Consider the following 24,030-nt stretch of genomic DNA (forward strand, 5'->3'; position numbering starts at 1 on the left):
GGGGACCACCATGGGAAAGCTGATCTACTCGATGATCCAGTCGCTCGACGGCTACACCAAGGCCGCCGACGGCACGCACGGCTGGGGTGCGCCCGAAGACGAGGAGCTGCACGGCTACATCAACGAGCTCTCCGCCTCGGTCGGCACCTTCCTCTACGGGCGGCGGATGTACGAGACGATGGCCTACTGGGAGACCGCGCACCTGCACCCCGGCCAGCCACCGGTGGTCCTCGAGTGGGCCCGCCTCTGGCAGGCCACGGAGAAGGTCGTCTACTCGCGGACGCTGGCCGAGCCGTCCAGCGCGCGCACCCGGATCGAGCGGGAGTTCGACCCGGCGGCGGTGCGGCGGCTCAAGGATTCATCCGAGCAGGACCTCACCATCGACGGGCCCGAACTGGCCGGGCAGGCCGTCAAGGCCGGGCTCGTCGACGAATACCACCTGATCATCGCGCCGGTGCTCGTCGGCGGCGGTACCCGGTTCTTCCCCGACGGCGCCCACGCGGACCTCGACCTGGTCGAGGAGCGCGGGTTCGCCAACGGCGTGGTCGTGCTGCGTTATTCGGCCAGGCGCTGACGGAAGCGGGTGTCGTCCTCCCAGCGCGCGCCGAAGGCCAGGCCCGGCGCGAGCTGGTGGAAGCGCAGGTGGATCTCCCCCGCGTCGTCGACCTCGTGGCGCGGGCACGAGTGCACCGGGTCGGCGACGTCGCGCTGGAAAGCCCCGTCCAGCAACCACACCCTGGACGGCACCCGGTCGCGGCCGAACCGGACACGCAGGTCGAACAGCTCACACGGGCGGCGCGGCACGCAGACGAAGTAGGGCCGCATCGCCTCGGCGTCCGGCAGCCGGAACCGCATCGCGAACTCGTGCGACTCACCGCGCGCCAACGGCTTCGGCAACCCGAGGGTGAACCCGAACCGGTCGGTCGCCTCCCGGCCGCGATCACGCAACGAGCCGCCGTAGAACAAGTCGACGTCGAGCTCCCGCCGCGCCACCGGCAGCGAGATCGCGAGTTCCAGTTCGCGCACATCGTCCTGGTCGGCGACCACCACACGTTGTTCGAGCACCTCGGGCTGGGGCTGGTCCAGCGCCACCGACACACGCAACTCCGTGGTGTGCCAGCTCGTGACGGCACTCGGCGCCGTCGAATGCGTCAGGCCGCCCGCCAGGTCGGCGAGGAGGTTGATCGCCTCGTCGACCCGGCGCCGCACCGTCCGCGCGTCCCGCTCGACCCGGGCCGCGGCCCACCGCACCCGGTCCTGGTAGAGCGGCAGGCGTGCCTCCGCCGTGACCGCGAATGCCGCCAGCGCGGCCAGACGCAGGTCCTCGGGTAGTTGTTCGGCGAGCTCGGCAAGCCGGGCCGCCACCTTCCGCCGGGTGACCGTCGCGCCGTCGCCGTCCGCGACATCGCACATCGCACGCAACGCCGGCCCGATCCGTTGCTCGATGTGCACCGCGAGCACGCCACGCCCTTTGCGCAGCGATTTCAGCTCCCGGACCAGCTCGGCGTTCCCAGTCATCGGCCCCTCCTAGTGGATTTCCATGGTTCGGCTCCTTTCGTTGAACAGGGTTCAGTGGGACGGTGGACGAGAAGTGGACAGAACGTGCATGCCCACTTTTCGATACTCCTGCGGCGGTTCGAGCGATGGGAATTGCAGACAGCAACGTGACATAGGGGAGGCGCCGGCGTGGAATTTCGGATGTTGGGCCCGCTCGAAGCGTGGCACGACGGCGCGCCGGTTCCGTTGGGTGATCAACAACAACGGTTCATCCTGGTAGTGCTGCTGCTGCACGCGAACCGGCCCGTGTCCACCGCGCGGCTCACCGAGATCGTCTGGGGCGACAACCCGGCCCGCAGCACGCTCGTGCGCAGTTACATCAAGCGCCTGCGTGACGCCTTCCAGCACACCGAGGACGTCCAGATCGAGACCACGCCGACCGGCTACCTGCTGCGCGTCGACGAGGAGCGCCTGGACACCGTTCGATTCGACCGGCTGCGCACCGAAGCGGCCTCGGCCGCCGAGCCCGCCCAGGCGATCGAATTGCTCCGGGCCGCCGTGTCGTTGTGGCGCGGGCGGTTCCTCGAGGACATCGACATCGACCGGGTCGGCGGTGCGGAGGTCATCTCCCCTGACGAGGCCTATCCCGACGCCGTCGGTGACCTGGCCGAACTGGAACTGGACGCCGGTCACCACCGTCCGGCGCGCGACCGGCTGCGGCCCGTCGTGGCGGCCGATCCGGCGAGCACCCGGCACGCCGAACTGCTCATCCGCGCGCTGCTCGCCGGCGGCGACCGGGTGGGCGCGGTCCGCGTCTTCAACACCACCCGCGACGCGCTCGCCGCGTTCGGCATGGAACCGGGACCGGTGTTGCGCAACCTCGTCGCGCGGGCCGAGCACGGTGAGCCGCCCAGCTCGCTCGGTTCCCGGCCGGGCGGGTTCACCGGCCGCGAGGACGAACTGGCCACGATCGAGGACGCCGCACTGACCGGGCTGCACGCGGTGTGGGTGAGCGGTCCGCCCGGGATCGGCAAGACCGGGCTCGCCATCGAAGCCGCTTACCGGTTGCGTGAACGGTTCCTCGATGGCCAGATCCTGGTGCGGCTCAACGGGTTCACGCCGCAAGTGCAGGCGTTGACCGCCGGCGAGGCGCTCGCCGAGCTGCTGCGCGAGCTGGGCGTGCCGGCCGAGCAGATCCCGCCGACGGTGGGCCGCAAGGTCACGCTGCTGCGCACGACGCTGAGCGGCACCCGGACGCTGATCGTGCTGGACAACGCCTCCGGCCCCGACCAGATCCGCCAGCTGCTGCCGGACGCGCCGGGCTGCATGGCCATCGTGACCAGCAGGCGGGCCGGTGGCCCCGACACCGGTCCACCCATTCGCTTGGCGCCCTTGCCGCCGGAGGAAGCCGCCGACCTCTTCGGCACCCTGGCCGGTCCGCACCGCGTGCGTGGCAAGAACGCCGACGTCGCCGCGATCGTGAAGCGGTGCGGCTTCCTGCCGATGCCGATCCGGGTGGCGGCGACGCTCCTGCGCCGCCACGACCGCTGGCCGCTGGAACACTTGGTCAAACTGCTCGACGAGAGCGGCCCGTGGGACGACGAGGGCGCGGCCGCGGTCCGGGTGTCCTACCAGCAACTCGGGGAGCAGCAACAAACGTTGTTCCGGTTTCTCGGCGGCCTGCCCGGACCGGACATCCACGTGGCGGGCGCGGCCGCGTTGAGCGACAGCACCGTGCCCTCGGCGCGCCTGCTGCTGGACGAGCTGCACGAGGTCAGCCTGGTCGAGGAGACGGTCGCGGACCGGTACCGGATGCTGGACCCGCTCAAGGCGTTCGCCGCCGCCGAGCCGCGCGCCGGCTACGCCGACGCCATGCTCCGCCTCCTCGACCACACACTGGTGACCCTCGCCGCGGCCTTCGACATCGCCTTCCCGTTCGATCGCGCACAACGGCCTGCGGTGCACCGGACGTCCCCGGTGATCGTCCGGTTCACCAGCGCCAAAGAGGGCATGCGCTGGCTCGACGCCGAACGGGACAACCTCGTCGCCGCCGTCCGCTACGCCGCGACGCACGACCTGCCCGAACACACCTGGCAGCTCGCCGTGCTGTTGTGGCGGTACTTCAACACGCACAACCAGCTCGACGACTGGGTCGGCACGCTCAACCTGGCGTGGCGGACCGTGCCGGCTGACGACGAACTCGGCCAGGCGCATGTGTTGCTGCGCCTGGCCACCGCGCACGACCGGCGCGGTCAGCTCGCCGAAGCGCTGGACCACGCGAGCCGGGCCGTGCCGTTGTGGCAGCGGCTCGCCAACCCCGACTGCGAGGCCGCGGCGTTGTGCGCCATGGCCATGCCCCTGATGGAACTCGGCCGGCTCGACGAGTCGATCGAGCACTTCACCGCGGCGCTGGCGTCGTACGAGCAGACCGGTGACCGCCGCGGGCACGGGCACGCGTTGAGCATGCTCGGGTACCTCAACGAACAGCGCGGCAACTACCGCGCGGCCCTGGAGCAGCACGCGTCGGCGGCGCGCATGCTGCGCTCGGTCGGGCACACGCACGGCCTGGCCCACACCTTGGACAACCTCGGCTCGGTGCAGCAGCGGTTGGGCCTGTTCAAGGAGGCGTTGGCGAGCCACCTGGAGTCCCACGCGCTGGCCGTCGAACTGGGCGACCAGTGCGGCGCTGCCTACGCGTTGAACAGCATCGGTGCCGTGCACCGCCTGCAAGGCAAACTCGCCGAAGCCGTGCGCTACCAGGCCGAGGCAGCTCGGGTCGCCGCATCCGTCCCCGACGACACCGACCTGCACACCCAACTGGCCCTCGACCAGGCCGCCACCGCGCGAGCCCAGGGGAATTTCGCCGGGGCCCTGCGGTGTGGGAAGCAGGCGCTGGAGTTGGCCGGCGGGTCGGGAAACCTGGCGCACCAGGCGCTTGCCCATCGGGACCTGGCGGAGTCGTTGCACGCCAAGGGATCTCATGGTGATGCAGTTGCGCATTGGGTGGCGGCCGAGACCGGGTTCGCTTCGCTCGAACTGCCGCAGGCGGAAGAGGTTCGCACGCAACGGTCGGGTTTGACGTGTGCGTGCGGGGTTTGAGGTTCTCGTTCAATTGACTCACCGGGACTGACTCAGCCTGCGAAACAAAACGCGACAGTTCCTGAGCCTGCACCCGGCGAGTCAACCGTTGTTCAGCCGTGCCAGGGGTGGCCGTCGGTGGTCGCGGGGGCCGTGGTCTCGGGCGGCGTATCGCCGTCCGCGCTGGTCACCGAGCCTGCGACGCCGACACCGGCCAGCACCGCAGCGGCGCACAGGGCGCCCATGGCCAGACCGATTTTCACCGCGATTTTGGACAAAGACATGACGAATCCTCCTTGCAATTGATTTGCTTGCGAGCAATTTCCTGCTCGCTTCCGAGGATTCGTCACGGCCAGAGCATGAACAAGGAGTTGCCCGTTTCCTGGAAAAGGAGGCAACGGTCAACACCCGATATCCACGCCTCATCCACGTCCGGTACACACCGGCCGCAGATGCTGCGCCGGTACCCGGACTTCAACGAGAGGGATGACCGTGAACGAAGTGGCCAGCTACGACATCGCGGTGTCGTTCGACGAAGCGCAGCGCGGCGCGGTCGACGGCGTGGTGGAGGCCTGCCGGCAACGCGGCCTGACCGTCCTGCACGGCCACGAGCACACGCACGACTGGTGGGCAGGCAAGAGCGACGGCGACCTGCCGGACGCGCGGATCCGGCTCTTCGTGCCGCTCGTGGCCACCATCGACGACTTCACCGCGGCCGTGCTGCGTGCGGTCAAGGCGGGTGACTGGCACGTGCTGCCGGTGCTCGTCGACGACGTGGCCGTGCCCGCCGACCTGCTGCACCCGCACGTGACGTACGTGCGGGGCAAGACCGGCGAGCCGGACCAGCTCGCCGACGCGCTCGCCACCCGGATCGAACGGGCCGAGTCCGCCGGCTGGCACCGCGGCCGGCTGAGCACGGTGGTCGTCCGCGCGCGGGAGACCACCTCGCCCACCACCGTGCCCGCGACGTTCAGCCGCTACGCCGAGCAGGCCGCGGCCCTGCGTTACCTCGGCGAGCAGTTCACCGCCGCGATGCCGGGCCTGGGCGGGCGCGGCTTCGTCGGCACCGCCCACCTCGGCGACTCCCGGATCGCGCTGCGCATCGAGCGCGCGGGCGACACCGTCTACGCGCTGGACATCCAGCGCGGCGGCATCGGCGGCGACGAGACGGTCAACTTCGTGGTCGGCCGGCACGACGGCGACATCCACGGCAGCGCCTGCACCAACGGCTGGGCTCGCCCGGTCTACGACACGGAGGCGGGCGGCCCGCGCCTGGAACTCCACGGTGTCCCCGGCTCTGGGCGCTCGGTCCTCGAGCACGGCAACGACCCGCGTGCCTACACCAAGGAGGAGTTGTTCACCGCGCTCTGGCAGCGCATCGACACCGTCCTCACCGCGACGGCCGGCTGACGCCGGCAACGGAAAGGGCGCGTTCTCGCTGGGGTGGCGAGAACGCGCCCTTTCGTTGCGAGACGGGCTCGACCGCCGACGAGCCCGCCCGCGCGGTCGGCCGTGGGGTCCCACCCCACCACGGCCGTGGCGCTGACGATCACTGGCCGTTGCGGGCCCGGTCCAGCACCTCCTCCAACCGCAACGGCGCCGGCGGGTGGTGGCTCAGGCACAGCGGCGCCCGCATCTGCCGGAACCCGAACGCCTCCCCCGTCACGTAGAACTGGCCGCGCTCCAACCGGGAGATGTCCGGGATGGAGCTCGCCTTCGCCCGTGCCATGTCGTTGGCCGCGGCGATCTGGGCCGGGCTGTTCAACCGGCCGAAGAACTGCGTGGTCGCGTTGCCGATGACCTGGTTGTGCAGTCCCTTCGGCGCCTGCGTGGCCAGCAGCAGCGCAAGGCCGTACTTGCGGGCCTGCGATGCGAGCAGGATCGTGCTCTGGGTGCTGGCCGTCCGGGTGCCGGACGGGGCGATCGTCTGCGCCTCGTCCATCACCAGCAGCCCGGACAGCGGCCGGTCCACCGCGGGGTTGCGCTTGATCCAGGCGAACACCTCCAGCTGCAACTGGCTGATGAAGCCCTGCCGCTGCTCCTCCCCCGGCAGCCCGACGAAGCTGATCACCGAGACCCGTGCCCGCTTGCCCGGCGACGGCGTCAGCAGCAACCCGGGGTCGATGGGCTCGCCCGAGCCGCCGAGCAGCGGGTCGTTGACCATCGCGGCGCGCAGCGTCTCGGCCATGTCCGCTGCCGTCTTGGTGGCGGTGGTCAGCTTGCTCACGCCGTCGGGCAGCTCCGTGAGCACGTCGACGAACCCGGACAGGCTGCGCCCGCCCCACCGCGCGTAGTGCGTCAGCGCCTCGCGCAACACCGCCTGCCCGCGCACGGCGGCCTTCGCGCCGCCGGTGACCCGGGCGTGGGGCGTGAGCGCGGCCACCGACGCGTCGACCGCGGCGGTGAACTCGTCCTCGTCGTCGAGCACGCTTTCGAAGTCCGGCAATGGGTGGAAACTCAGCGGCCGCCCACCCGCACGTCCCGGCGTCCAGACCACGACCTCGGTGTTCGCGATGTACTCGGCCGCGCTGGCCGCGTCACCGGGACGCCAGCCCTCGGGCGGTGATGGCCACGCATCGCCGAGGCGAGCGAGGTCGTTGTTCGGGTCGAGCACGATGGCCGACACGCCCCGCAGCGCGCATTCCTCGATGATCCGGCGCAACAGCACGGTCTTGCCCGCCCCCGACCCGGCGAACACCACGGCGTGCTTGCGCAGCGACTCCAGGCTCAGCCGGATCTCCCCGTTCAGGCCGAGCGCGATCTCACCCTCGGCCACGGGCTCCGGCGGCGGACGCGACTCCTGCCGGCCCGTCTGAGCTGCTTGGCCCACTGGACCAGCCGTGCCCACGGTCGACAGGATCTCGCGCAGGAACGCGGACTTGCTCGCTGGTTTGCGCGAGACGAGCCAGTTCAACAGCTCGTAGGTCTGGTTGCCGAGCAGCTCGCGCAGCGCGAAGAACGTCCTGATGTCGGTCTCGGTGATCTCGAAGCGCGGGCTGCCCGCCCTGGCCAGATCGTCCACAACGGACACCGTCTTCTGGCCACCCCAGCCCTGCTCGCCGCGGTGCAGCAACACGAGGTGCCGGTTGCGCACGCCTTCGCGGATGCCCGCCGCGGCGCGCGCTTCGCGGATCTTGCGCAGCACACCGTTGCCGTGCTGCGGCGCGATCGCGCGGAACACCCAGCGCTGCACCACATCCCGTTCCTCGTCGAGCAACCGGCGAAGCGACGCGTGGATCTGCTTGTCGCCCTCGGGTGGCGGCTCGGTCTCCCAGGAACGGTCGTCGTTGCCGACCTCGGTGATCCACGACTTCAGCGCGGCCTGCAACAGGTCCGGCATCACGGCGTCCACGGTCTCCTTGCGCAGTGCGGAGTCCACGTCGGCGTTCGCGCACAGCTCGTCGAAGCGGCGGTCGAAGTCGGCGAGGTAGGGTGCCGCCGGTCCTTCCGGCAGCGCCGGCACAGGCGGTGCGGCCTCGGGCGTCGAAGGCACGTCGAAGGAGGTCAGCTCGCTGAACTCGCCGTACAGGCACGTCTCCGCGTGTTCCTCGATGCGCCGCAGCAGCTGGCGCGGGGTGTAGGAGAAGCTCGCCTCGCCGAATGCGCTCGGCGCGACCGGCCAGGTGGGGTGCGGCGGGGTGAACGCGAGCGAGTCGTACACCGGGGCGAGCCACTTGACCACCAGCTCGCGGGCGACCTCCGGGTCCACGATGGACGCGAGGATCGGCGCCTCGACGAACCGGTCCGTGACCGTGGCGGCGGCCACCGAGTTGAGCAGCTGCCACGTGTCGGGCAGGCAGGCCACGATGGACAAGGTGCGCCGCGTCGTCTCCCGCAGTTGCATCAGCCCGCTGGCGATCAACGCCAGGCTGTCGTTGACGTCGGCGGCCTGTTCGTCGATCGCGTTGGTCCGCAGGTCCATCAACGAGTCGAGCTGGTCGAACGCCACCACGCTCGGGCCGGTCATCGCGAGCACCCGCGAGAAGTCCGACACGGTGTCCTGCGGCTGCTTGGTCTTGCCCAAACCCCACTCGGCCGAGCTCTTCCACCCGGCCAGGTAGTCCTTGCCGAGGTCGGACTGCTCGCCGTCGGAGGTGGCGCACAGCACCAGTGCGCGGATGGTGTCGTCGCACTCCATCGCGACGCGGGCGTCGACCCGGCGCACCGCGACGATGAACCTGTTCAGGCTGTCGGTGGTGAGCGGTGCCGCGCCGACGATCGCCTTCCGCAGCTCCCCGGACACGGCGGCCTTGTCGCACAGCCGGTTCAACAGGTGTTCGAGCTGCAGGACCCCGTTGTCGTTGGTGCGCAACAGCTCACTGCGCATGGCGGTGGCCACGTCCTCCCAGAACGCGGCGCCGGTGGTGAGCTGGATGAGGAAGAAGTAACCGTCCTCGTCCTGCACCATCCGCCGGACCGAGCCGAGCATGTGGGTCTTGCCGACGCCCTTGCGGCCCTGCAGGACGATGCCGATCGGGCTCGGCCCGTGGCTGTTCTTCGCGTCGGTGATGCCGGCCCGGATGCGGTGCTGGACCCGGTCGTGCAACCGGTCCACGTGCGACGCCGAGGTGTGCCAGACGTCGTCCGGGGTTTCGGCGAAGTTGAAGCGCAGCCGGGCCAGCGCCTGTTGTCGTGGGGGCGTCATGATTCCTCGATCGCCAGGAGGTGGTTCTCTTCGCCGTTGATCCGGATGGCCGCCTTGTGGTCGTCGTCGGTGAGCGCCCGCCGGTTGGCCGACGGCGCGAGGTGCACCAGGCCGGTCTTGGTCATGGAGAACAGCGTGTCGTCCACTTCGGACCGCTCGGCACCGTCGAGCTTCGGCCGCAGCTTGGCCAGGCGGACCCAGTCCTGCGGCCGGGTGGCCAGCTCGCGGTAGGCACCGCGGATCATCGATTCCAGGCCGGCCGGCGCTGCCTGATCGGCAGGAGCCGCTTCGTCGGCCGGACGCAGGATGTCGATCAGCTCGATGTCGAGGCTGCGCAGGTGCGCGACCACCTTGCGCAGGATGCCGAACATGACCCGGGCCAGCGGACCCGACCGCGGCGGCGTCTCGACCTCGGCCAGTTCATCTTGAACCCAGACAATGCCCTTGTCGGTGATCTGGTGGACGAAGCGCCGACCGTCCTTCGTCGTGTCCAGCAGACTCGCCTCGTTGAGGCGGTCCCGCAGCGGCGGACGCAAGTCGATCCCGTAGTCGTGCACCAGTTCCGGGTTGGGGATCGCCCGGTTCTCCAGTGCCAGCACGAACAACGCCGCTCGTTCGTGGCTTCCGTACTCCGGCATGTGCGCTCTCCTCATTTGTCGTCGGCACCGACTCGTCGGTCGATCCGCTTGCCCAGCGCGGTGATCCGTTTGCGTAGCCCGGCGGGCTCGGGGAACGTGGACCCGTTGGCGCGCACCTCGTTCAGCACTTCGAGGTCGACGGTCAGGTCCTTGAGCAACGCCAGGTCCCCGCTGCTCAGCGCCGTGTCCATCTCCTGCACGGTCTGCTCGACCAGTGCCCACCGGGCGGCCCGCGGCAACTCGCGTGGCACCGCACGCAGAGCGGCGGCGGCGTTGCGCAGCGCGTTGCGGTCGGAGTCGGTGTGGCGGGCGACGCCGGTGATCAGGTCGTGCAGCCGCCGCGCCATGTCGCGTGGGCGCATCCCGGTGTCGAACTCCAGGTGCCGCAGGTTGCGCAGGAACGCGGGCAGGCCCGCGGGTTCGGTGTCGCGGGTGAGCACGCAGAACAGTTGCCGGTCATCGGAATCCAGGGCGTGACGCAGGAACCGCTCGGCCTCCATCAGCTGCCAGCGGCTGACCTTGCCGTCGACGATGAGGCACAGGTGCCGGGCGGGCAGCTTGCTCTGGTCGAGGAACTCGACGTCACCGGACAAGGACCGGTCCACCCGCAGACCGAGGTCGCGGAGTTCACCGATGAGGCCGTTGGCGATGTCCATGGCCGAGCGCGGGCTGGAGACCATCAAATCCAGGTCGTAGCTGCGCAGGCCGCGGGTGCGCGCGGCGGCGACGTAGGCGTCCCGGTTGTCGGCCAGCAGGTCGGTGCGGTCGAACTGCTGCGCGAGGACCGCCGCCACCGTTTCCAGCGCGAACGAGATCTGGCCCGCCGACGGCGTGGTCTCCTCCAGCACCGACAGCTTTTCGCCGAAGCTCCAGTACGAGACGTAGGGCACCGTGAGGTGCTGGAGCATCAGCTCCTCGGACACCGACTTGGTGAGCCAGTTGCGGAACAACGGGGCGGCGACGATGGCACAGCGCTTCTGCCAGTGCTCGGCCCGCTCGTACTCGACGTTCTTGTCCAGGCGGGACAGGATCGGCAGCACCAGGTGGGGCTGGCGGTCGTAGGGCATCCGGTCCCGGGCGGCATCGGCGCGGCGGGCGAGGTCGACCGCGCCGTCGACGCTCTGGTCGTTGGCGGTGAACAGCACCACGAGCCGGTCGGGCAGGTGCGCGGTGCAGATGCCGCCGATGTCGGAGATCCCGGTGCGGCTGTCGATCAGCACGAAGTCGTAGCGCTCGGTCCAGAGCTCGCGGCACCGTTCGAGGAACTCGGCGAAGCCCTGGTCGTAGAGGCGCGCCCAGTCGATGCGCTGGACCCGGCTCGTGTACTCCTCGTCCTGGCGGCCCGCCGCGAGCAGGTCGACCACCCCGTCGTCGAGCGTGAGCCGGACGGCGTGGTCGCGTGGCTCGGTCATGTTGGCGAGGAACTCGTCCGCGAGGTCGACGACGCCGCCCTTGGGCGCCTCGGGCAACAGCGGCGCGAAGTAGTGGTGCAGGCCGGGCGCTTCGAGGTCCCAGTCGATGGCGAGGACCCGGTAGCCCCACCGGGCCAGCAGCACGGCGACGTTGGCCAGGGTGAAGCTCCGCCCCACGCCACCCTTGTAGGAGTAGAACGTGATGATCGTGCCGGTCATCAGAACCTCGGCAGCTTCGGCGGCGGCTGGAGCAGGGGGTCGGGTGGATCGATCAGCGGGTAGTCGGCGCGCCAAGGCGGTACCTCGTTCAGCAGGTCCACGACATCCTCGGCGAATTTCGAGACGAGCAGATGGAAGGAATGCCAGTCCCGGCTCTCCTGGAAGACCGGTTCCGGCGTGGCGAGTGCTTTAAAGTCCCACCACGCACGATGCAGGCTTTCCTCAGCCGGAAAGTTCTGCGAATCGGAATAGAGAATGGGATAAATCAGGCCTTGCGGGCGCGCGGTGTCGGCGAGACCGAGCAACTGCTCGCGGGCGTACATGCTGCGCAGCTCGGCCATGCACCACGGCGACGTGAAGTACAAGGGCGTGAGCACCGCGATCATGATCTTGCTGCGGTGCAACGCTTTCTGCAGTTGCGACGGCCAGTGCACGCCCTTGTGCATGGTCCGGTCCCAGAACACCCGCGGCGATTGCGCGCCCTGATCGGCCAGGCAATCCTCGAGCTTGGCCAGGAAATGGTTCTTCAGCCATTTCTGCGCACTGCCGCGCTGGCTGTAACTGATGAACACATCGAACTCGTACCCGGGCACGCGGCAGATCATAAGCAGCGCGCCGACAACGACAACAGACTAAAAACAGGCCATTAACTGCCTAATGGACAAGAAGTGGACTGATACTGGTCACGTCATCCAGCGCGCAAGGTCAGGAGGCTGATCTCGCTGCGGGCGAAGACCCGGAACGGCGGGCCCCAGAACCCGGCCCCGCCACTGGTGTAGAGCTGGGTCGAGCCGAGGGAATGCAAGCCGCGCACGAACTTCTGGTCCAGGCGCACCAGGTAGTGGAACGGCCAGATCTGGCCGCCGTGCGTGTGCCCGGACAACTGCAGCGCGACGCCCGCCTCCGCCGCGAACCTGACCTGCTTCGGTTGGTGGGCAAGCAGGATCACCGGCGCCGACGGCGCCGCGGCCAGCGCCGCGGCCAGGTCGGGGCCGTGGCCGGGCAGGCCGGAGCCCAGGCCCGTGGGATCGTCGATCCCGGCCATGACCAGCGTGGCGCCGTCGCGGGTCAGCACGACGTGGCGGTTGTGCATGGGCTCCCAGCCCAGCGTCGCCATGTGGTCCAGCCATTGCTGGCCGTCGCTGAAGTATTCGTGGTTGCCGGTGATGTAGTAGCGCCCGAGCGGCGCGTCGACCTTGCCCAACGCGGCGACCTGGTCGCGGCGGCGCTCGACCGTGCCGTCCGCGAGGTCGCCCGCATGGCAGACGATGTCCGGCTGGAGCTCGTTGACCCGGTCGACCAGCGCCTTGCCCCAGGCCGTGCGGTTGATGGGGCCGAAGTGCGTGTCGGCGATGACGGCGACCTTCACCCCGTCGAACCCCGCGCCGAGGCCGGGCAGGACCACGTCGGTGGCGCGGACCGCGGGTACGCGCATGGCCTCGTAGTTGCCGAGGGCGAGGAGCGCGACGACCACCACGAGCACGCCGCCGGCGCTCCAGCGCCCGGCGTGCGGCACCCCGGCCAAGCCGAGCACACCCATCACGACGGCACCGAGCACCGACCACGTGAACAGCACCCAGACCGAGCCCAGCGTGGTGTCCCCGACGCGTGCCGCGAAGTCGTTGGCGGGCTTGCCGTGGCCGAAGCGCATCCCGGTCAGCAGCGTGCCGAGCAGGACCACCACGACCACGCTGCCGGCGATGGTCACGGCGGCCGGCCAGTCCGGGGCCATGACCAGCACCAACCACGGCACGCCGAACAGCAGCAGCGCGACGACCGTCACCACCGCGGCGAACACACCGGCACGTCTCATGATCGCCAGTATGCGACCGCGCGGCTGAGAACCCACGCCAGGGGACGTGGCCGGCCGAATAGTTATCGGGTGCAGGTGAATCTACTCAAGCCGACGGACCGGGACTCTGCGAAGGTTCGTCGCGTGTCCGAGAAGCAGTTGCTGGTCTTGCGTTCCGCGTTGCAGGTCGTGGCGGCGGGCGCCATCGGCGCGCTGGTGTTCGGCATCGGCATCGCGTGGATCGTCGGGGCGTCGTTCGCCGGTGGTAGCGCCGGTTTCGTCGCCGTGCTGGTCATGGTGACGGTGCTGACCGGTGCGTTGCGCGGGCTGGCCTGGGCGCTACCCGACGCGTCGAACCTCACCGCAACGCCGTCCGGTCGGACCGGCTGGGCGTTGACCGTCGCCGTGGCCGGGACCCTGGCCTGGTACCTCGCGACCGTCGTGTACGCCCAGGTGCAACCCGAAGTGATGCGCAACCCGATGTTCGCCCTGCCGCGCAGCGCGATCCCGACCGCGCTGGTGGCGGCCCTGCTGCTGCGCCGGTGGTACGTCAAGCCGGCGCCGCGGTGCTCACGCTGGCCGCGGCCTACGGGTTGCTGACCGTCCTGGCCGCGACGACGCCGGATGAGGTCGAGAGCCGGCTCGCCGCGGTGCACGCGACCCGGAACCAGTACTTCGTCACCCAGGTCGACGGCCTGCACCCGGCCCCCGGCCTGAACCTCTGGTACCTCGAACCCGACGACCCGGCGGCGCCGCCGAGCCCACGTGCGGTCTCCGTGTACGCCTACGTGGACGTGCCGGCCGGCGACGACTGCGCTCGCGCGACGGGCGACACGGACCTCCGGGACGCGCCGTGCACCGTCGAGCGGCCCGGACTGGCCTACGTCGCGGGACAGGACTGGCACGAGTACTACTACCGCCGGGGTCCGGTCCTCGTGCGCGTCCTCGGCACGCGCGCGGTGGACCGCGGCATCCTGCGCGCGGCGACCCTGTCCGCCCGCCCGGCGACCGACGACGAACTGCTCACCATGCTGCCGCCCGAGCCGCGGCACCACCGGTCGTTCATGGCGCTGCTCAAGGGTTTCGCCCGGAGCGTCGTGGGCTGAGGATCAGCCGCAGGGCACCTGCGAGGTCGACACGTAGTGCGTCACGGTGCCCCAGGAGTCGGTGGTGCCGTCGCAGAACTTGACCCAGCCGCCGACGACCTGGCTGTTGGTGCTGTCGGCGTAGAAGGTGCGCGAGCACTGGTATCCCGCCAGGCAGATCGGGTACGCGTCCGCCTGCGCGACGGTGAACAGCGGGGCGATCGCCACCGCGGACACGAGCAACGCCAGCCGCCGGATCATGAGCAACCTCCGCACCCCAGGAACATGACGTGTTCTCACGTTAGCGACCGGGGCCGAGCACGCAATCGGCCATTTGGCGAAGTTGAAACTTCACATTGACAGGACGTCCACGGGTGCAATGGTGAGCACCATGCAGGGTGCGAGCAGTTCCTCGCCAACGGGTCACCGGGTGTTGCTGGTGGAGGACGACAGCGAGCTCGTCGAAAGCCTGTCCCTGGCGCTGCGGGACGAGGGCTACGCCGTGGACGTCGCGCTGGACGGGCAACGCGGCCTCCACCTCGGGCTCACCCGGCCCTACGACGTGCTGGTGATCGACCGTCGGCTGCCCACCCTCGACGGCCTCGACCTGCTGAAACGGTTGCGCTCCAAGGCAGTGCGCACGCGTGCGCTGTTCCTCACCGCGCTCGGCACCGTGCACGACAAGATCGACGGGCTGGACGCGGGCGCGGACGACTACCTGGTCAAGCCGTTCGACCTCGACGAGCTCAGCGCCCGGTTGCGGGCGCTGTGCCGTCGCGCCCAGGAGGCGAGCGAGCTGCTGCGGATCGGCGACGGTCACCTCGACCTGGCCCGGCGCGAGGCGGTGCTCGCCGACGGGACCCGGGTGCCGTTGTCCACCCGCGAGTTCGAGCTGCTGCGCGAACTCGCGGCCCGCCCGACGGTGGTGCACACACGGTCGACCCTGCGCCGGTCGGTGTTCGGCGAGGCGTCCGCTCCATCCATTGTGGACACCTATGTGTACTACCTGCGGGCCAAGGTCGGCCGCTCGGCCGTGCGCACGGTGCGCGGGCTCGGCTACCGGCTGGGCACGCTGTGACCTGCTCCGCGGCGGACATCGAGCGGGCGTTGATCCGGCGGACCCGGCTGCGGGTCAGCGCGCTGGTGGCGGTGGTGATCACCGTGCTGGTGCTGGCCGTGGGTGCCGTCGGCTACCAGGTGATGGTGCACACGCAGGACAACCAGATCGCGTCGGAACTGCGCAGCAGTGCGGAGAACGGAGCTCCGGCGACGCCGCCGGGCTGCACGTGGCTCGTCGCGCTGGACGACGGCGTCGTGCACCCCGGGATCGTGCCCGCGCCGCGCGGGTTCCCGCTGCGGGCGGACCTGGACGCGGTGCAGGCGACCGGTGTCGCGGTCGATCGCACCGTCGCGGCCAACGGCACCGAGTACCGCGTGCGCACCCAGCCCGGCGCGGGCGGGCGCACCGTGCAGGCCATCTTCGACGCCCGCTACCAGCTCGCCGACCGGCACCACCTGTTGCTGGCCGTGCTGATCGCGGAGCTCGGCGGTCTGCTGGCCGCGGCGCTGACCGGGTTGCTGGTCGGCAGGCACGCGGTGGCGCCGCTGGCCGAGGCGCTGGACAAGCAGCGCCGGTTCGTCACCGACGCGAGCCACGAGCTGCGCACGCCGATCACCCAGGCCTACACCCGCCTGCAACTGCTGGTGCGCCGGGCCGCCGCGGCCGACCTCCCGGCCGAGCACCGCGACGGGCTGGACCGGCTGGCCACGTCGATCCGCGGCCTCGGCGAGGTGGTCGAGGACCTGCTGCTGTCCGCGCGCCTGGCCGCCGATCCGACGCCGCGGCGGGACATGCTGGTGGACCTGGCGGAGCTGGCGAGCGCCGCCGTGGCGCGCGAATGCGACCGCGCCGACGAGAAGCGGATCACGCTGTCCCTGGAAAGGCCGCCCGGCCCGCTGACGGTGCTGGGCGTGGAAACCGCGCTGCGGCGGGCGGTCGGCGAGTTGCTGGCCAACGCGGTGCGGCACACCCCGGAGGGCGGGCGGATCGAGCTGCGCCTGGCCCGGTCGGTGCCGCCGGGCGAGATCGAGCTGACCGTCGCCGACACCGGGGACGGCTTCGATCCGGTGGAGGCCGATCGGTTGTTCGAGCGGTTCCACCGAGGGCCGTCGGCCAGCGAGCGCCGGTTCGGGTTGGGGCTGGCGCTGCTGCGCGAGGTAGTGACGAGCCACAACGGCACGATCGAGGCCGTGGGTCACCCGGGCCGGGGTGCCAGCTTCACCCTGCGGCTGCCGGAAGTGGCGTCGGTGGCGCACGGACGGTAGGTGCCTGATCTCAGAGAGTTCTGAGATCGCGTGAGTAGCTTCCGGCGCATGGGCCACGACAACCCCGAGCCGTTCCCCTCGTCAGCGCTCGACGCGCTCGCCGAGGCCGGGCACCGGACGGTGTTCGAGCACGGCGATCGTACGGTCACCGGCACCGAGATGCTGGACCTGACCGCCCGGATCGCGAATGGGCTGCGTGGCATGACCATCGGGCCCGGCGTCGGGATCGCGCTCATGCTCGGGGTCAATGCCGAGGCGCTGGCCACGATCCTCGCCGCGCACGTGGTCGGGGCGCGGGTGCTGGGGATCCGGCCGGGGTTGCCGGACGACCAGGTCCAGCACCTGCTGAGCCTCGACAACGCGGCCGTGATCACCGACGCGCAGGTCGAAGGGCTGACGACGAACCCCGCTGGATCGCTGCGCCCGCAAGGCAAACCCGACGACGTCGCCCGCCTGATCCACACCAGCGGCAGCACCGGAATGCCGAAGGCGGTCGCCCAGACCTACGCCGCGATGACCGCCGAATGGGCCGCGGATCCCGCGCGGTGGCCGGCGGTGATCCGGGAGCTCGCGCCACGGCTGGGACGCCACCTCGTCTTCGGCACGCTCGCCAGCCAGGTCATGTTCCAGTACGCGCTGCTCGCGATCGGTGCGGGCGGGACGGTCGTCGTCGCGGACCCGCCGACGATGCCCGAGGCGATCACCCGGCTGCGTGCCACCTCGCTCGTGTCCACCGTGCCGCGGCTGGCCGCCCTGGTGGCCGCGAAGCGCGCGGGCGCTGATCTCTCGACGCTGCAAGGGATCGTCGTGGCCGGCTCACCGCTGTCCGAGGCGCGGCACCGGGAAGCGCTCGACGTGCTCGGCCCCATCGTCTTCCACGGCTACGGCCAGACCGAGGCCGGGCTGATCGCCATGACCTTCCCGACCGACCCGCCCGGCGACGTCGGCCGCGCGCCCGACGACGTGACCGTCGAGATCCGCGACCCGGACGGCGCTGCGGTGCCCGACGGGACCGAAGGCGAGCTCTTCGTCCGCACGCCGGGCCAGTCTCGGGAGTACTGGGGCGATCCGGTGCGCTCCGCCGAGGTCTTCACCGGCGGCTGGGTGCGCACCCGCGACCTCGGCCACCGCGACGCCGAGGGCCGCTTGCACCTCACCGGCCGCGCCCGCGACGTGGTGATCGTCAACGCCGTCGTGCACTACGCCGGGCCGATCGAGCGGGCCATCACCGGGCACCCGGACGTCGCCGAGGCCTACGTCGTCGGGGTGCCGGACGACGAGACCGGCGAGGCCGTGCACGCCTTCATCGTGCCCCTCGGCGACGCCGTCCCGGACCTGGCCGAGGTCCGGGCCCTGGTGATCGACCAGCTCGGCGCGGGGTGTGCGCCGAAGCGGATGACCGTGATCGACAAACCGCCCATCGCCCCGAGCGGCAAGCCCGACAAGCGCCTGCTGTCCAGCGACAACTGACCGAGAGTTGAGGAGAAACACCGTGCCCAGCGACGTTTCCACGCAGTGCCTGGTACTCGGCGCAGGCCCCGCCGGCCTGCAGGCGTCGTACCTGCTCGCCCGCGACGGGCGGGATCACCTGGTGCTCGAGGCGGGCGAGCGGCCGGGCGCGTTCTTCACCCGCTTTCCCCGCCACCGCACCATGATCTCCAACAACAAGGTCGTCACCGGGTACACCGATCCCGAGCTGAACCTGCGGATGGACTGGAACTCGCTGCTCAACGACGACCCCGAGCTGCTCTTCACCCGCTACACGCCGAAGTACTTCCCGCCCGCCGACGAGTTCGTCCGCTACCTCGGCGACTTCGCCACCAAGCACGACCTACCGGTCCGCCTCGGCACCCGCGTCGCGGAGATCACGCGACCGGACGACTTCGTTGTGCGCGACCAGGACGGCAACACCTACCGGGCGCCACGCATGATCGTCGCGACGGGGGTGTCGAAGCCTTACGTGCCGCCGATCGAGGGCATCGAGCTCGCCGAGCCCTATGTGGACATGCCGGTGGACCCCGCCGGCTTCCACGGGCAGCGCGTGCTGGTCATCGGCCGCGGCAACTCCGCGTTCGAGACGGCGGACAACCTGATCGAGACCGCCGCGGTCATCCACGTGGTCGGTCCCGGCTCGCTGAAGCTGGCCTGGCGCACGCACTTCGTCGGCCACCTGCGTGCGGTGAACAACAACTTCCTCGACACGTACCAGCTCAAGTCGCAGAACGCGTTGCTCGACGGCACCGTGCAAAGCATCCGCCGCGAAGGTGAGCAGTTGCTGGTGAAGGTCGCGTTCGCCCGCGTGGCCGAGCGGGTGAAGGAGATCCGCTACGACCGGGTGCTGCTGGCCGCAGGGTTCCGGTTCGACGCGTCGATCTTCGCATCGGAGTGCCGGCCGAACCTGACCATCAAGGACCGGTTCCCCGAGCAGACGTCGTCGTGGGAGTCGACCAACGTGCCCGACCTGTTCTTCGCGGGGACGATCACGCAGGCCCGTGACTTCAAGAAGTCCACGAGCGGGTTCATCCACGGCTTCCGCTACTCCGTGCGCGCCTTGCACCGGGTCATGGAGCACCGCTACCACGCGGTCGCGTGGCCGCGGCAGAACCTGGCCGCGAGCCCGGCGGCCATCGCCGACGCCGTGATCGCCCGGGTCAACCGCACTTCGGCGCTGTGGCAGCAGTTCGGCTTCCTGTGCGACGCCGTGCTCGTGGGCCGCGACTCGTCGGTGCACTACCTCGAGGAGGTGCCGGTCGCGTACCTGCACGAGGCGGTCGCGCGCGGCGAGTTCGGCGACGTCGACAGCTATTTCGCGGTCACGCTGGAGTACGGCGCGGACCACGACACCGTCGATCCCTTCGACATCACCGCGGGCCGGGTGTCCCAGGAGAGCACCAGCGGGCTCGATGGGCGCTACCTGCACCCGGCCGTGCGCCGGTTCCGCGCCGGCGAGCTGATCGGCGAGCACCACATCACCGAGAACCTCGAGAACGAGTGGGACAGCGAGGAAGTGCACCGCGCACCGCTGGTCAGGTTCCTGGGCGCTCAGCTCGATCCGGTACCGGCGTGACCGAGTCGCTCAGCACCGTACTCACCGACCTGCACGCCAAGGCGCGCGCCGCGCTCGACCCGGTGCACTACGACTACTTCGCGGGCGGCGCCGGCGACGAGGCGGTGCTCGCGGCCAACGAGGCGGCCTTCCGGCGGCTCGCCTTGCGGCCCAGGGTGTTGCGGGGCAACGACGATCGCGAGCTCGGCGTCGAGCTGCCCGGCGGGCGGGCGAGCATGCCGGTGCTCATCGCGCCGACCGCCTTCCACAAGCTCGCCCACCCGGACGGCGAGCTGGCCACGGCACGGGCCGCCGCGGCGGCGGGCACGATCCTGGTGTCCGGGGTCGCCTCCACCACGGCGATCGCGCGGGTCACGGCCGTCGATCCGGACGCGGCGGTGTGGTTCCAGCTCTACCCGCTGGCCGACGAGGACGTGACGGCGGGCTTGGTGCGGCAGGCCGAGGACGCGGGCTGCGCGGCGTTGGTGGTGACGGCCGACTCGCCGGTGTTCGGCCGGCACCGCCGCGACCGCGCGCACGGCTTCCACGACCTGCCGCCGGGGCTCGCAGCCGAGAACATGCGCGGCCGGGACATCGCCATGGCGCCGCTGTCGTGGTCGCACGTGGACCGGCTGCGCGAGTCGACCACGCTTCCGGTGTGGCTGAAGGGAATCCTGCACCCGGCCGATGCCGAGCTGGCGGTCGAGCACGGCATGGCGGGCGTCATCGTGTCCAACCACGGCGGCCGCCAGCTCGACCTGGTGCCCGCGTCGATCGACGCCCTGCCCGCCATCGTGTCCGCTGTGGACGGACGGGTGCCGGTGCTGCTGGACGGCGGTGTGCGCAGTGGCGGCGACGTGGCGAAGGCGATTGCCCTGGGCGCGACCGCGGTCGGGATCGGCCGGCCGGTGCTGTGGGGGCTCGCCGCCGACGGCGCGGCCGGCGTCACCGCCGTCCTCGAGGCGCTGCGGGACGAGTTCGACCACGTGCTCACGTTGTGCGGTGGGCGAAGTCCGGCCGACCTGACCCCGGACATGGTGGTACGGACATGCGGATGACTTGGCTGGCACTGGCGGCCGCGGGCGTGCTCACGGCGCCGCGCTGGCTGCCCGAGCAGGTGGTCGCGTTGCGGGTCAAGGTGTTCGAGAAGGTCAACGGGGACAACGCGATCACGTTCCCCAACGCCACGGTCGGTCCCGACCGGTTCCGCGAGGTCTACGGGCACCCGTCGGCGAACGGGCGCAGCAAGGGCGCCGGGCTCTCCGACCTGTTCTGGTACTGGCTCTCCCCCGGCCCCGAGGTGCACCAGGAACACCTGGAGGCCGGGCCGCGCTACGACGACGTCGCCCGCACGACGCTCGCCTTGCTGGCCGGGCCGAGCGAATCCTTCGCGACCGCGGCGAGCCGGTGCGCGCGGCGGGTGCTCGACGAACTCGTGCCCGGGCGGGTCACCCTGGTGCGGCTGCGCGATCTCGCCATGCCCCTGTGGGCCGAGTACTTCTACGAGCTGGTGTTCGGCGAGCCGTGCCCCCGCGCGGGCCGGGAGTTGATCGTCGCGCACGCGAACGACGTGGTGACCTCGTTGAAGTGCACCGGCCTGCGCCACCCGCGGCGGCGGGCCGCGCTGACCCGCTACCTCGCGACCCGGGTCACCGAGGTGCGGGTTGCGTTGCCCGCAAGCCTTTCCGCGCAGGAGCAGGTGCACTACCTGCAGGGCACGTTCTTCAACACGGCCGTCGTCCAGATGTCCGAGGCGTTCGCGCACCTCGTGCTGGCGCTGGCCCAGCACCCGGAGGTGGCCGAGCGCGCCGGGCACGACGACCGCTACTTCGCCCATGTGCTCGACGAGACCTTCCGCCGCTACCCGCTCTTCGGCATCGCGCACAGGATCACCACCGGCGAGATCGAGCTCGACGAGAACACCACCCTGCCCACCGGGTCCGTGCTCTGCTTCAGCTATCCCGACTACCACGCCAGCGGCTACGCCGAGCCGGAGAAGTTCGACCCGGACCGCTGGGCGCACCTGTCGGCGAAGACCGCGCACCACATCCCGTTCGGCATCGCCGCCAACCGGCCGTGCCCGGCGTGGCGGATCTCCCCCATCGCGTTGCGCGCGGCGACGCGGGAAGTGTTGCGGCGCTTCACGTTGCACTCCACCGTCGCGCACACCCGGTCGCTGCCCCACCGGGGACCCTGCCTATTGGTCCGAAAAGGACAGTCGCTGCCCGTGACCACGCTCGCCCTGATCGGCGCCGGGTTGCGGCTGCGGGACCGGTGGGAGGACGTCTGGCGCAGCGTCGTGCAGCTGGTGCTCGGCACCGCCATGGTGCTCGACGCGCGCCGGCTGCGCCTGGCCGAGCGGTACTTCGCCACCCACGACACCCACGGCTGCCCCGTACCCCACCGCTCGGAGGTCACCCGGTGAACCAGGTCGAATTCTCGGCGAAGGTGTTCCTCGCCTTGGTGGCCGTGCTGGCCGCGACCACGCTGTGCGGACGGCTGGCCATGCTCGTGCGGCAGCCGAGGGTCGTGGGCGAGATGGTGGCCGGGGTGCTGCTCGGACCCGCGCTGTTCGGGGCGGTCGCCTCGGGCGCGCAGAGCTGGCTCTTCGCGCCGGAGATCAAGAACGTCCTGTACGTGCTGAGCACGATCGGGTTGACGTTCTACATGTTCCTGGTCGGCGCCGGGCTCGACCACGGCCGCACCGGCGGGCGGACCGTGCGGCAGGCCGCGGTGCTCGCGGTGTCCGGGATCATCCCCGCGTTCGTGCTCGGCGCCGGTGCCGCGGTGCCGTTCTTCCACTCGCTGAGCCCGCGGGGCGCGAGCCTCGGCGAGTACCTGCTCTTCGTCGGCGGCGCGTTGTCGATCACCGCCTTCCCGATGCTCGCCCGGATCCTGCAGGAGCGCGGCATCACCAACACCCCGATCGGTGGCCTCACCATGGTCGCCGCCGCGATCGACGACGCGGTGGCGTGGATCCTGCTCGCCCTGATCATCGCGGTCGGCACGGCGGGCACGCCGCTGGGCGCGCTGACCACGATCATCGGTGCGGCGGTGTTCGCCGCGGTGATGCTCACGGCCGGGCGGGCGCTGCTGGCCAAGCTCGGCCGCCGCGTGGAGCGCGCGGGCGGGCTGAGCCGCGACACCGTGGCCCTGGTGCTGCTGCTGGTCATCGCGGCCGGCTGGTTCACCGACCACATCGGGATCTTCTCGGTGTTCGGCGGCTTCGTCACGGGCCTGGCCATGCCGAAGTCCCCGGTCATGCGCCGGGAGCTGGAGAGCAAGTTCAGCGACTTCAACTCGATCCTGCTGCTGCCGGTGTTCTTCGCCTTCAGCGGGCTGAACACCCAGGTGTCCGGGTTCGGCGAGGGCCTGGGGCTCTGGATTCCGCTGTTCGTGATCATGGTGGCGGCGTTCGCGGGCAAGTACCTCGGCTGCGCGGTCGTCGTGCGGGTCCAGGGCTTCTCGTGGCGGCACGCCTCGGCCGTCGGCGGCCTGATGAACGCCCGCGGCCTGATGATCCTGGTGTTCATCAACATCGGGCTCGCCCACGGGATCGTCACCCCGAAGCTCTTCGCGATCCTCGTCGCGGTCGCGATCCTGACGACCGCCGCGGCGATGCCGATCTACCGCGCGTCGCTGCCCGGCGGCATGGACCAGTTCGTGCCCGAGCGCCCGAAGGAGTCGAGCATGGCGGCCAGCTGATGCGCCTCGGTCGCCGAGCGGCGACCGTCCACGATGAACGGGGTGCCGAACCGGCGGCGCAGCGACCGCACCCGCCAGTGCGCCCGGCGCGCGAACAACGCGTCACCTTGCCTGCTCATGATCCGCAGGGCCGGACCGCGCGCGACGTCGATCGCGTCGATGGCCGGCCACGGCAGGTGGACGACCTCCGGCTTGCGGCCCAGGCCCGTGCGCACCCACACACCGGACGCGTTCGCCGCGAGCTGCGGGCCGAGCAGGCCCTGGTACTCGCGCAGCACCACGACCATCAGGCCGAGCTGGAGCAGGAGCAGCGGCAGGACCGCCAGGAACATCGGGAACCCGGACAGGTAGACCAGCAAGCCCACCGCGGCCAGCAACACGACCTCCAGGACGACCGCGACCAGCATGACCACGGCAAGCACCCGCGTGCTGCCCTTGGAGCGGGCCACGAGCGGTGCGTCCGGTGGTACCGCGGGCGCGAACGTCGGTTCCACCACCGCCACGACTGCCACCGCCTCCCCTTCGCCTTCCGTTCCGGGTGCGACGGACGCGAGGTCCGGTACGTTCCGGAGTCGACGCATCCAATCC

At 70.7% G+C, this 24,030-nt stretch carries 21 protein-coding genes; 12 read left to right on the forward strand and 9 right to left on the reverse strand.

The features are described 5' to 3' along the window. The first annotated feature begins 10 nt into the window (after positions 1-10). On the forward strand, positions 11-574 hold the full coding sequence (locus EV186_RS27645) for a dihydrofolate reductase family protein (protein WP_133852381.1): 564 nt from the start codon (positions 11-13) through the stop codon (positions 572-574). Here EV186_RS27645 and EV186_RS27650 read toward each other — a convergent pair. After that, positions 556-1,518, reverse strand: a complete 963-nt coding sequence (locus tag EV186_RS27650; protein ID WP_243754316.1) for a hypothetical protein — start codon at positions 1,516-1,518, stop codon at positions 556-558. The two genes, EV186_RS27645 and EV186_RS27650, sit on opposite strands and share 19 nt — an antisense overlap. A gap of 168 nt (positions 1,519-1,686) precedes the next feature. Here EV186_RS27650 and EV186_RS27655 point away from each other — a divergent pair, with 168 nt between their 5' ends. Beyond that, entirely contained in the window at positions 1,687-4,596 is a 2,910-nt protein-coding gene (locus tag EV186_RS27655; RefSeq protein WP_243754317.1) for an AfsR/SARP family transcriptional regulator, read from the forward strand. 92 nt (positions 4,597-4,688) lie between these two features. On the opposite strand, the gene EV186_RS39090 is transcribed toward EV186_RS27655, so the two are convergent. Beyond that, positions 4,689-4,859 carry a hypothetical protein gene (locus tag EV186_RS39090; protein ID WP_166659366.1) on the reverse strand — a complete coding sequence of 57 codons (171 nt, stop codon included), beginning with the start codon at positions 4,857-4,859 and terminating at the stop codon, positions 4,689-4,691. A gap of 202 nt (positions 4,860-5,061) precedes the next feature. Here EV186_RS39090 and EV186_RS27660 point away from each other — a divergent pair, with 202 nt between their 5' ends. After that, the gene (locus tag EV186_RS27660; RefSeq protein WP_243754318.1) at positions 5,062-5,985 is read left to right on the forward strand and encodes a hypothetical protein; all 924 of its coding nucleotides are present in this window, start codon (positions 5,062-5,064) and stop codon (positions 5,983-5,985) included. A gap of 139 nt (positions 5,986-6,124) precedes the next feature. Here the strand turns inward: EV186_RS27660 and EV186_RS27665 are convergent, their stop codons facing one another. The 5 genes from EV186_RS27665 to EV186_RS27685 form a co-directional block, all read right to left on the reverse strand. After that, the gene (locus EV186_RS27665; protein ID WP_133852382.1) at positions 6,125-9,220 is read right to left on the reverse strand and encodes an ATP-binding protein; all 3,096 of its coding nucleotides are present in this window, start codon (positions 9,218-9,220) and stop codon (positions 6,125-6,127) included. Then, positions 9,217-9,858: a hypothetical protein gene (locus EV186_RS27670; RefSeq protein ID WP_133852383.1), complete on the reverse strand. Its 642-nt coding sequence runs from the start codon at positions 9,856-9,858 to the stop codon at positions 9,217-9,219. Before EV186_RS27670 ends, EV186_RS27665 begins: the two co-directional genes overlap by 4 nt. An 11-nt stretch (positions 9,859-9,869) precedes the next feature. Then, the gene (locus tag EV186_RS27675; RefSeq protein WP_133852384.1) at positions 9,870-11,489 is read right to left on the reverse strand and encodes a CATRA system-associated protein; all 1,620 of its coding nucleotides are present in this window, start codon (positions 11,487-11,489) and stop codon (positions 9,870-9,872) included. Beyond that, positions 11,489-12,082 (reverse strand): TIR domain-containing protein, encoded by a 594-nt coding sequence (locus EV186_RS27680; RefSeq protein WP_133852385.1) that lies wholly within the window; start codon positions 12,080-12,082, stop codon positions 11,489-11,491. Before EV186_RS27680 ends, EV186_RS27675 begins: the two co-directional genes overlap by 1 nt. Positions 12,083-12,177: 95 nt before the next feature. Next, positions 12,178-13,302 carry a metallophosphoesterase gene (locus EV186_RS27685; protein ID WP_133852386.1) on the reverse strand — a complete coding sequence of 375 codons (1,125 nt, stop codon included), beginning with the start codon at positions 13,300-13,302 and terminating at the stop codon, positions 12,178-12,180. Between the two features lie 123 nt (positions 13,303-13,425). Between EV186_RS27685 and EV186_RS27690 the strand changes: the two genes are divergently transcribed. Together EV186_RS27690 and EV186_RS27695 are read left to right on the forward strand one after the other, a co-directional pair. Beyond that, the gene (locus EV186_RS27690) at positions 13,426-13,881 is read left to right on the forward strand and encodes a hypothetical protein (protein ID WP_133852387.1); all 456 of its coding nucleotides are present in this window, start codon (positions 13,426-13,428) and stop codon (positions 13,879-13,881) included. Continuing rightward, a complete protein-coding gene (locus EV186_RS27695; RefSeq protein ID WP_133852388.1) occupies positions 13,824-14,387 on the forward strand; it encodes a hypothetical protein in 564 nt (187 codons plus the stop codon). Before EV186_RS27690 ends, EV186_RS27695 begins: the two co-directional genes overlap by 58 nt. Before the next feature lie 3 nt (positions 14,388-14,390). On the opposite strand, the gene EV186_RS27700 is transcribed toward EV186_RS27695, so the two are convergent. Beyond that, complete coding sequence (locus tag EV186_RS27700) at positions 14,391-14,642, reverse strand: DUF6289 family protein (RefSeq protein ID WP_133852389.1); 252 nt, start codon at positions 14,640-14,642, stop codon at positions 14,391-14,393. 115 nt (positions 14,643-14,757) lie between these two features. Here EV186_RS27700 and EV186_RS27705 point away from each other — a divergent pair, with 115 nt between their 5' ends. From EV186_RS27705 to EV186_RS27735, 7 genes are read left to right on the forward strand one after another with little or no spacing between them, the layout of a single operon-like run. Next, positions 14,758-15,444 (forward strand): response regulator transcription factor, encoded by a 687-nt coding sequence (locus EV186_RS27705; RefSeq protein WP_133852390.1) that lies wholly within the window; start codon positions 14,758-14,760, stop codon positions 15,442-15,444. Continuing rightward, entirely contained in the window at positions 15,441-16,691 is a 1,251-nt protein-coding gene (locus EV186_RS27710; RefSeq protein ID WP_208115819.1) for a sensor histidine kinase, read from the forward strand. Before EV186_RS27705 ends, EV186_RS27710 begins: the two co-directional genes overlap by 4 nt. A 48-nt stretch (positions 16,692-16,739) precedes the next feature. Then, entirely contained in the window at positions 16,740-18,161 is a 1,422-nt protein-coding gene (locus tag EV186_RS27715; RefSeq protein WP_133852391.1) for a class I adenylate-forming enzyme family protein, read from the forward strand. A gap of 22 nt (positions 18,162-18,183) precedes the next feature. After that, on the forward strand, positions 18,184-19,758 hold the full coding sequence (locus EV186_RS27720) for an NAD(P)-binding domain-containing protein (protein WP_133852392.1): 1,575 nt from the start codon (positions 18,184-18,186) through the stop codon (positions 19,756-19,758). After that, positions 19,755-20,795 carry an alpha-hydroxy acid oxidase gene (locus tag EV186_RS27725; RefSeq protein WP_133852393.1) on the forward strand — a complete coding sequence of 347 codons (1,041 nt, stop codon included), beginning with the start codon at positions 19,755-19,757 and terminating at the stop codon, positions 20,793-20,795. Before EV186_RS27720 ends, EV186_RS27725 begins: the two co-directional genes overlap by 4 nt. After that, positions 20,792-22,162, forward strand: a complete 1,371-nt coding sequence (locus EV186_RS27730; protein ID WP_243754319.1) for a cytochrome P450 — start codon at positions 20,792-20,794, stop codon at positions 22,160-22,162. Before EV186_RS27725 ends, EV186_RS27730 begins: the two co-directional genes overlap by 4 nt. Then, entirely contained in the window at positions 22,159-23,442 is a 1,284-nt protein-coding gene (locus EV186_RS27735; protein ID WP_133852395.1) for a cation:proton antiporter domain-containing protein, read from the forward strand. The genes EV186_RS27730 and EV186_RS27735 overlap by 4 nt, the downstream gene beginning before the upstream one ends. On the opposite strand, the gene EV186_RS27740 is transcribed toward EV186_RS27735, so the two are convergent. Next, positions 23,364-23,954 carry a hypothetical protein gene (locus EV186_RS27740; RefSeq protein ID WP_133852396.1) on the reverse strand — a complete coding sequence of 197 codons (591 nt, stop codon included), beginning with the start codon at positions 23,952-23,954 and terminating at the stop codon, positions 23,364-23,366. The genes EV186_RS27735 and EV186_RS27740 overlap by 79 nt on opposite strands. Positions 23,955-24,030 lie beyond the last annotated feature (76 nt).

Source organism: Labedaea rhizosphaerae, from assembly GCF_004362825.1.
GTDB classification, from domain to species: Bacteria; Actinomycetota; Actinomycetes; order Mycobacteriales; family Pseudonocardiaceae; genus Labedaea; species Labedaea rhizosphaerae.